The sequence below is a fragment of the Pseudomonas sp. UBA4194 genome (assembly GCF_002379585.1).
GTDB lineage: Bacteria > Pseudomonadota > Gammaproteobacteria > Pseudomonadales > Pseudomonadaceae > Aquipseudomonas.
In genome coordinates, this window is the sequence record NZ_DFUE01000066.1 from 1 (window position 1) to 7,346 (window position 7,346).

General features: G+C 61.4%; 8 protein-coding genes. 3 read left to right on the top strand and 5 right to left on the bottom strand.

Annotated elements, in window-relative coordinates:
- Positions 1-34: 34 nt before the first annotated feature.
- Together B3397_RS15965 and B3397_RS15970 are read right to left on the bottom strand one after the other, a co-directional pair.
- Positions 35-421, bottom strand: coding sequence for a RidA family protein (locus tag B3397_RS15965; protein WP_296251836.1), 387 nt, complete (start codon positions 419-421; stop codon positions 35-37).
- A 219-nt stretch (positions 422-640) separates the two neighbouring features.
- Positions 641-898, bottom strand: coding sequence for a DUF1652 domain-containing protein (locus tag B3397_RS15970; RefSeq protein WP_296251837.1), 258 nt, complete (start codon positions 896-898; stop codon positions 641-643).
- Between the two features lie 429 nt (positions 899-1,327).
- Here B3397_RS15970 and B3397_RS15975 point away from each other — a divergent pair, with 429 nt between their 5' ends.
- Entirely contained in the window at positions 1,328-4,018 is a 2,691-nt protein-coding gene (locus B3397_RS15975; protein ID WP_296251839.1) for an autotransporter outer membrane beta-barrel domain-containing protein, read from the top strand.
- Between the two features lie 3 nt (positions 4,019-4,021).
- Here the strand turns inward: B3397_RS15975 and B3397_RS15980 are convergent, their stop codons facing one another.
- The 3 genes from B3397_RS15980 to B3397_RS15990 all read right to left on the bottom strand — a co-directional run bounded on the left by B3397_RS15980 (position 4,022) and on the right by B3397_RS15990 (position 4,910).
- Positions 4,022-4,240 (bottom strand): hypothetical protein, encoded by a 219-nt coding sequence (locus tag B3397_RS15980; RefSeq protein WP_296251840.1) that lies wholly within the window; start codon positions 4,238-4,240, stop codon positions 4,022-4,024.
- 94 nt (positions 4,241-4,334) lie between these two features.
- Positions 4,335-4,682 (bottom strand): hypothetical protein, encoded by a 348-nt coding sequence (locus B3397_RS15985; protein WP_296251844.1) that lies wholly within the window; start codon positions 4,680-4,682, stop codon positions 4,335-4,337.
- 48 nt (positions 4,683-4,730) lie between these two features.
- The gene (locus tag B3397_RS15990) at positions 4,731-4,910 is read right to left on the bottom strand and encodes a hypothetical protein (RefSeq protein WP_296251846.1); all 180 of its coding nucleotides are present in this window, start codon (positions 4,908-4,910) and stop codon (positions 4,731-4,733) included.
- 169 nt (positions 4,911-5,079) lie between these two features.
- Between B3397_RS15990 and B3397_RS15995 the strand changes: the two genes are divergently transcribed.
- Complete coding sequence (locus B3397_RS15995) at positions 5,080-5,412, top strand: DUF6388 family protein (protein WP_296251849.1); 333 nt, start codon at positions 5,080-5,082, stop codon at positions 5,410-5,412.
- Between the two features lie 331 nt (positions 5,413-5,743).
- Positions 5,744-7,330, top strand: a complete 1,587-nt coding sequence (locus B3397_RS16000; protein WP_296251852.1) for an ABC-F family ATPase — start codon at positions 5,744-5,746, stop codon at positions 7,328-7,330.
- The last annotated feature ends 16 nt before the right edge of the window (positions 7,331-7,346 follow it).

The window sequence follows — 7,346 nt, forward strand, 5'->3', positions numbered from 1 at the left end:
TGAGGGGACCATTCACCGCTACCCTCGAATCGAATCACCTGCGCTTATACGCAACACAATCAATCTCCACTTTGCAGTCCACCATCATGCTCGACTGCACACACGCCCGCGCTGGGGCCTGGTGGCTGGGGAAGTATTCGGCGAACACCTTGTTGAAGCTCCAGAAATCCCGTGGATCATCCAGCCACACGCCGGCGCGCACGACGTCCTCCAAGCCATACCCCGCCTCGTGAAGGATGGCGATCAGGTTCTGCATTGTCTTGTGGGTCTGGGCAACAATGCCGCCATCGATGATTTCGCCGTTCTCCATGGGCACCTGGCCAGACACGTAGAGCCAGCCATCGGCCTCTACAGCTCGGGCGAACGGCAATGGTTGGCCGCCGGCGCCGACTGCGCCTGTGCCGTAACGGGTAATGGACATGGTTTTCTCCTGGTATGTCGCGTTGGAACTAATAAATGCAGCCACTCGATAGCGCCCGGAAAGTCTGACACTTGTGCGCAGCACAATCCAACTTACCGCGTTTGCGCACCGCCCCTCAGGAGGGATAACCCGGCTGAAACCCTTCGAGATGGATCATGCGCGCACACCAGAAACGACAAACCCGGCACAAGGCCGGGTTTGTCGAGCAATGAATGACCGTCAGAGGCAGTCTGCGCTCACCTTGTCCAGCTGGCTTTGCCTTTTGAGATCGGTGCGCATGCCAGCGATCAAGTTCGAAATAGCACGGCTGCTGGTAAGTTGTTCCGCACGAATGCCGGTCACGATCAAGTCCAGGTGTTGGGACGTTCGATCAAACACCCGCACTGTCAGTGAGCGGTCCTGTGCTTGAGTGCATTGGCAACGCTGAGGCAGAAAACTCGTTTCAATAATATTGCGCAATTCCAGTGTGGACAGCATGACGACACTCCATTCTCTGATTATTGTCCCTGACGTCGGGCATGCCTCCATACGGTGCACCTTCCGTGCCTGCACCGACGAGCGGTCTATCACATATGAATCAACAGCTTAGGAAGATAGACCCGGCGAGACCTCATGCATAATGCAAGATTGCACTGCGCCGAGCTTGCAAAGCGCACGCTCGCCGGCGCCAGCCAGGAATCGATGCCACACGCTGGTGCATGAAAATAAATATTCACCGCCAACTTTCCTGTAACTAATTAAACATGTTTAAAGGGCCTTCCGTCGTCTAATCTTATTTTGCTGAATGCTCTACTACACTTTGCACACTCTTTCTAATAACAGTGCTGCTGTACATAGGAGTTGCTGACCAAGAGTGCCCAGCGCATTAACTGGCCTCCAGGTTTGGAACCGCTCCAGAGGTGGCTTATGCACCGTCACTACAGGCTTATTTCGTTTGGGGTAATGGCTGCTGCGGTGTTCTCATCCGAGCATGTCCACGGCGACTGCACCTTCGTGACCGGCACCGGCAACGATACCTACCTCTGCGATTCCGGCACGGCGCCCTTATTGACCGACCTAGTCGGCAACAACAGCCTGACCCTGCCCATCGGCGGCACTGGCGTCATTAATGGCGGCGTCACCTTCGGACCCGGCCGCGATACGGTCCTGGTCCAGTCGGGCGCTATTCTCGGGGCGGTCCAGCAAGGCAGCAGCATCGACAACTTCATCATGAGCGATGGACGCATCCAGGCGCTGTCCCAGGGCGACGGGCTGGATACGTTCCTGATGACCGGCGGAACTCTGGTTGGCGCTTTCGAGGATGGTGATATTGCGCGCATGAGCGGTGGCACCATCGGCCGCGTGGACATGAAGCTCGACGACAACGTATTCGAAATGTCGGGGGGGCGTATCAACGGCAACCTGGTGGCCGGGTTCGGCCGGGACACGGTCACCGTATCCGGCGGCAGCATTGGCGGCAACATCAGTATCAGCGGCGGCAACGACGTGGTGACCATCACTGGCGGCGTCATCGGCGGTAATGTCCTGCTCAGCTTCGGCGATGACAACTTCACATGGCGCGACGGCGGTGTGATAGATGGCGCGATCAGCCTGGCGGCCGGCAACGATACCGCCTTGCTCAGCGGTCTGACCGAAGACACCCTCAGCGCGACCAATCTCGTCTACGGCGACGCGGGTGTCGACGTCCTCACCTTCGACAACACCAGCACCGCCACAGGCAGCCGCTACAGCTATTGGGAAACCATCAACCTGACCAACGGCTCGGTGCTGGACCTGCCCAATCGCCTGAGCCTGGCAGACGACTCCACGCCTGCCGGCAGCGGCGTACTGAACATCGATGCAACCAGCATTCTGGGCTCGACCCAGGGCACCGTGGGCTCGGTGGTGACCGGGCAGAATGTCACGGTGAACAACGCCGGGTTGATTGACCTGACTCGCAGCGGCGACAGCGTTAGCGATCGCCTGACCATCGTCGGCAACTATGTGGGCGACAATGCCCGCATGAATATCCAGAGCGTGCTGGCGGGCGACGACGCCGAGTCGGATCGATTGGTGGTGTCCCAAGGTACCTTGAGTGGCAGCACCGCCATCAGTGTGAGCAACGTCAACGGCCTGGGGGCGCAGACCCACATCAACGGTATCGAAGTGGTGCAGGCCAACAGTGGCGCCACCAGCAGCGACGGTGCCTTCAGCCTCGCCAATAACCTCTCGGTGGGCGCCTACCAGTATTATCTGTTCAAGGGCGGCGTAACCGCTGGCAGCGAAAACAGCTGGTACTTGCGCTCCACCGTCATCGCCCCACCGGCCGCGCCACCCGTCCCCGAGCCTCCGGTTGTCCCGCCTCCGGTAGTGGAACCGCCTGTGGAGGAACCGCCTGTAGTGCAACCGCCTGTAGTACAGCCCCCTGTAGTGCAACCCCCGGTGGCCCAGCCGCCGATAGCCGAGGTACCGCCTGTGGTGGATCCGCCCCCGGTGGATCCTAGCGACCCGAATGAAATCCCCGCTGTGGTAGTGCCGCCGGCTGTCCAGCCCGAGGCGCCCGTCGTGGCAACACCCGGGCCCGCGCAGCCCGCTGCAAGCGTCCCCGTCGCGGCGGTGGGAACACCGGTTCTGCCTGCGGCCATCGCCGGTGAAGCCATCGTGCTGTACCGCATCGAGGTGCCCGCCTATACGGTGGCGCCCCCGGCCGCTGCGCTGCTGGCGCTCACCAGCCTGGGCACCTTTCACGAACGCCAGGGTGAGCAGAGCCTGTTCTCCGAGCACGGCGCAGTGCCAGCGGGCTGGGCGCGCACCTTCGGTAGCCATACACGGCAGAAATGGTCCGGTGACACAGCGCCCACATTCGATGGCAATGTCGGCGGCTATCAGGTCGGCCATGACCTGTTCGCCACCCTCAGTGACACCGGCTATCGCCAGCATGCCGGCCTGTTCGTCGGCCATGCGCGCTTGAGCGGTGATGTGCGCGGGTTTGCCTTGGGCTTCGAAGACAACCGCTCAGGTGACATTCGCCTGGAAGGCGACAGCCTGGGCGCCTACTGGACGCTTGTCGCGCCCAACGGTGCCTATCTGGACGCCGTGGCCATGGGCACTCGCTTCGACGGGCGCAGCCGCTCGCAACGGGGCTACAAGCTCGACCTAGAAGGGCATGGTGTCGCCCTGTCACTGGAAGGTGGTTATCCCATCGCCATGACCGCCCACTGGGTCGTCGAACCGCAAGTGCAGTTGATCGTCCAGAAAATCGATCTGGACAGCGCCCGTGATCCCGTTTCAGACGTTGCGTTCGACAGCCAGGAATACCTGCGCGCCAGAGCCGGGGTTCGCCTCAAAGGCGCCTATGAGGTCAACGGCACACCGGTCGAACCCTACGTGCGCGCCAACCTGTGGCACACCTTCGATGGCAAAGACACGGTGACGTTCGATAACGTGGATCGATTGAAAACCGAGCACGCCAGCACCACCGCGCAGATCGGCGCCGGCATTGCTGCGCGGTTGAGCCAGGACGTGAGCGTCTACGCAGGCGCCGACTATGGTCGCAACCTGGACACCCAACCCCAGGAGGCTTTGCAGGGCACCCTGGGGATCAGAATCAGCTGGTGAGTGTCAGCGGGGATCGTCGGGACTGACATCGTCGTCGCCGATTTCCGTGCGTACCTTGCGCGGGTCCAGTTCAGGGTCCTGGTCCAACGGTACGGGCCGCTGGTTTTCGTCTCCGGGGCGCACATCTTCCTCCAGCTTGCCTTCCACGAAGGGTTCAGCGGGAATCGGATCGCGCGTGACGTCCAGCGGGTCGGAGATTTGTGTGGATAGCTCGGGTGACATGGCAGGCTCGATTATGCAGTGAGTTCACTGCATCCGACGTCACCGTTGCGCCACAGTGCCCATTTTCTGCCTGCCACTGTCCGGCGCGAGGCTTTTACAGACAAGTGGCCAGGGCTGCCAACCGGCGCTGAGCCGTTTCGCCCTTTTCGCGGGCATAGAAGCTCACCTGACTGCCCCGCCCGTTGGGCTTGATATCGGCAAAGTATTTGGCAGCGGCGGTGTACACGGTGTAGCCGCCATTGGCTGAATCCAGCGCCGCGTCCGTGGTGACGCCGAACATGGCTTCGTCCTGCCAGCTGTATTGCAGGCACTGCGCGACCTTGAGCGCTTCCTTGTCGGAATTCATGGCCTGGGTCGGCGCGCCGTCGCGAGCGTCCTTCATGTTCAGGCTGGTGCAACCTGTGAGCACGCATACGCCCAGTACTGCCGCGATGATACGCATCGTCTTCCCCGCTCGTCGAAAAACCGCGAATGTACCACCGCCGCGGCGTTATCGACAGAAATGCATGGCCAGCAACAGCAGGAAGAAGGCGCCGATCACTTCATAGTGCCCGCGCACGAACCCCGCCACGTCGGAGAGGGCCACGCCACGGTCATCGGCGCGCGCCGGCCACAACACCACGACTACAGCCAGCACCGCCCCTGTCACCAGCAACAATGAATACGCCATCACTCCAGCCCTGCCCGGTCACCGCAAAGATCATGCTTAGTGCGCGGCCCGCGTAGGTCGTTCAAAGAAATTCACGGGTGCCGCTTCACATCAGGCCGTCACACGGCCGTTGCCTCATGCACCGGGCAACGGCACAATCGGGTTCTCCCCCGCCACCTGCGAAGGCCCCATGGCTGAACCCGATCCGCGTCACCAGGCTGCACTCGACCGTTTCCTCGCCGACCACCCCGCCGTGCAGGAAGAACTCGACCACCTCAACCCCTTGGCCGCCCGCGCAGCCGGCATGAGCGCCCAGGAGTACCGTGACGAGCGTCTGCACCAGGCCTTCGAAGAAGCCGCCGATGCCCAGGGCCTGTTCGCCTGGGAGCTGACCTTGAAACTCACCGCAGCCTCGGCCGAAGAATTTCAGGAACAGCGCCTGGAGGTGCACAAGGAAGTCGCCGAGATGGCCAAGATGCCCTGGGACGAGTACGCCCGCCTGCACGGCCTGGACATCGCCTGAGGCAACTCGCACGCCGCTCCAGGGGCCCTGCGAGCGGAGCCCCTCTTTCATAGGGAGGGGTCGTGGGGGATGGGGCGGTGGTTAGCTCATATCTTGCATGTGGCGACGGACGCGGCTTACGCCGCTGCTACGTGGTTACGCTTGGGCTTGAGCTATGCGACAATGCGCGCCTAATTCAGAACAACCTCCACCCAGACTTCCCGCGTCGCTCGGCAAAATGCCTGCATCTTGCCGAGCATCGGTGCGCGCTGGATGAATCCATGCGCTATCCCGACCCTGCCCCCGTGCCGGGGTCGCCCACCGCGCACCCAAGCTATAGATAGGTAAGCAATTGATCTCCACAGCTAACATCACCATGCAGTTCGGCGCCAAGCCGCTGTTCGAGAACGTCTCGGTCAAATTCGGCGCCGGCAACCGTTATGGTTTGATCGGTGCCAACGGTTGCGGCAAGTCGACCTTCATGAAAATCCTCGGCGGCGACCTTGACCCGTCGGGCGGCCAGGTCATGCTCGAGCCGAACGTGCGCCTGGGTAAACTGCGCCAGGATCAGTTCGCCTACGAAGAATTCACCGTGATCGATACCGTGATCATGGGCCATGAGGAGCTGTGGAAGGTCAAGGCCGAGCGCGATCGCATCTATTCGCTGCCGGAAATGACCGAAGAAGACGGCATGGCCGTGGCCGAGCTGGAAACCGAATTCGCCGAGATGGACGGCTACACCGCCGAATCCCGCGCAGGCGAGCTGCTGCTGGGCCTGGGCATTCCCCTGGAGCAGCATTTCGGCCCGATGAGCGAAGTGTCTCCTGGCTGGAAACTGCGCGTGCTGCTGGCTCAGGCGCTGTTCTCGGACCCAGAAGTGCTGTTGCTCGACGAACCGACCAACCACCTGGACATCAACACGATTCGCTGGCTGGAAAACATCCTGACCCAGCGCTCCAGCCTGATGATCATCATTTCTCACGACCGTCACTTCCTGAACAGCGTGTGCACTCACATGGCTGACCTGGACTACGGCGAGCTGCGCCTGTTCCCCGGCAACTACGACGAATACATGACCGTGGCGACCCAGTCCCGCGAGCAACTGCTGTCGGACAACGCCAAGAAGAAAGCACAGATTTCCGAACTGCAGTCGTTCGTCAGCCGCTTCTCGGCCAACGCCTCGAAGGCCAAGCAGGCCACCTCCCGTGCCAAGGCCATCGACAAGATCCAGCTGGCCGAGGTCAAGCCGTCGAGCCGCGTGAGCCCGTTCATTCGTTTCGAGCAAACCAAGAAGCTGCACCGCCAGGCGGTCATCGTCGAGGGCATGGCCAAAGGTTTCGACGGCAAGCCGTTGTTCAAGAACTTCAGTTTCCAGGTCGAAGCCGGCGAGCGCGTGGCGATCATTGGCCCGAACGGTATCGGCAAGACCACCCTGCTGCGCACCCTGGTCAATGAACTGACCCCGGACGCCGGCAGCATCAAGTGGACCGACGCCGCGGAGCTGGGCTACTACGCCCAGGATCACGCCCACGATTTCGAAGACGACGTGACCCTGTTCGACTGGATGGGCCAGTGGACCCAGGGCGAGCAGATGATCCGTGGCACCTTGGGCCGCATGCTGTTCTCCAACGACGAGATCCAGAAGTCGGTGAAGGTGATCTCCGGTGGTGAGCAGGGTCGCATGCTGTTCGGCAAGCTGATCCTGCAAAAGCCCAACGTGCTGATCATGGACGAACCGACCAACCACCTGGACATGGAATCGATCGAGGCGCTGAACCTGGCGCTGGAGAACTATCCGGGCACGCTGATCTTCGTCAGCCACGACCGTGAGTTCGTGTCGTCGCTGGCCACTCGCATCATCGAGTTGAGCGCCAGTGGCGTGGTGGATTTCAGCGGTACTTACGATGATTATCTGCGCAGCCAGGGTGTGGTGATCTAGTTCGGGACCGGGGTGA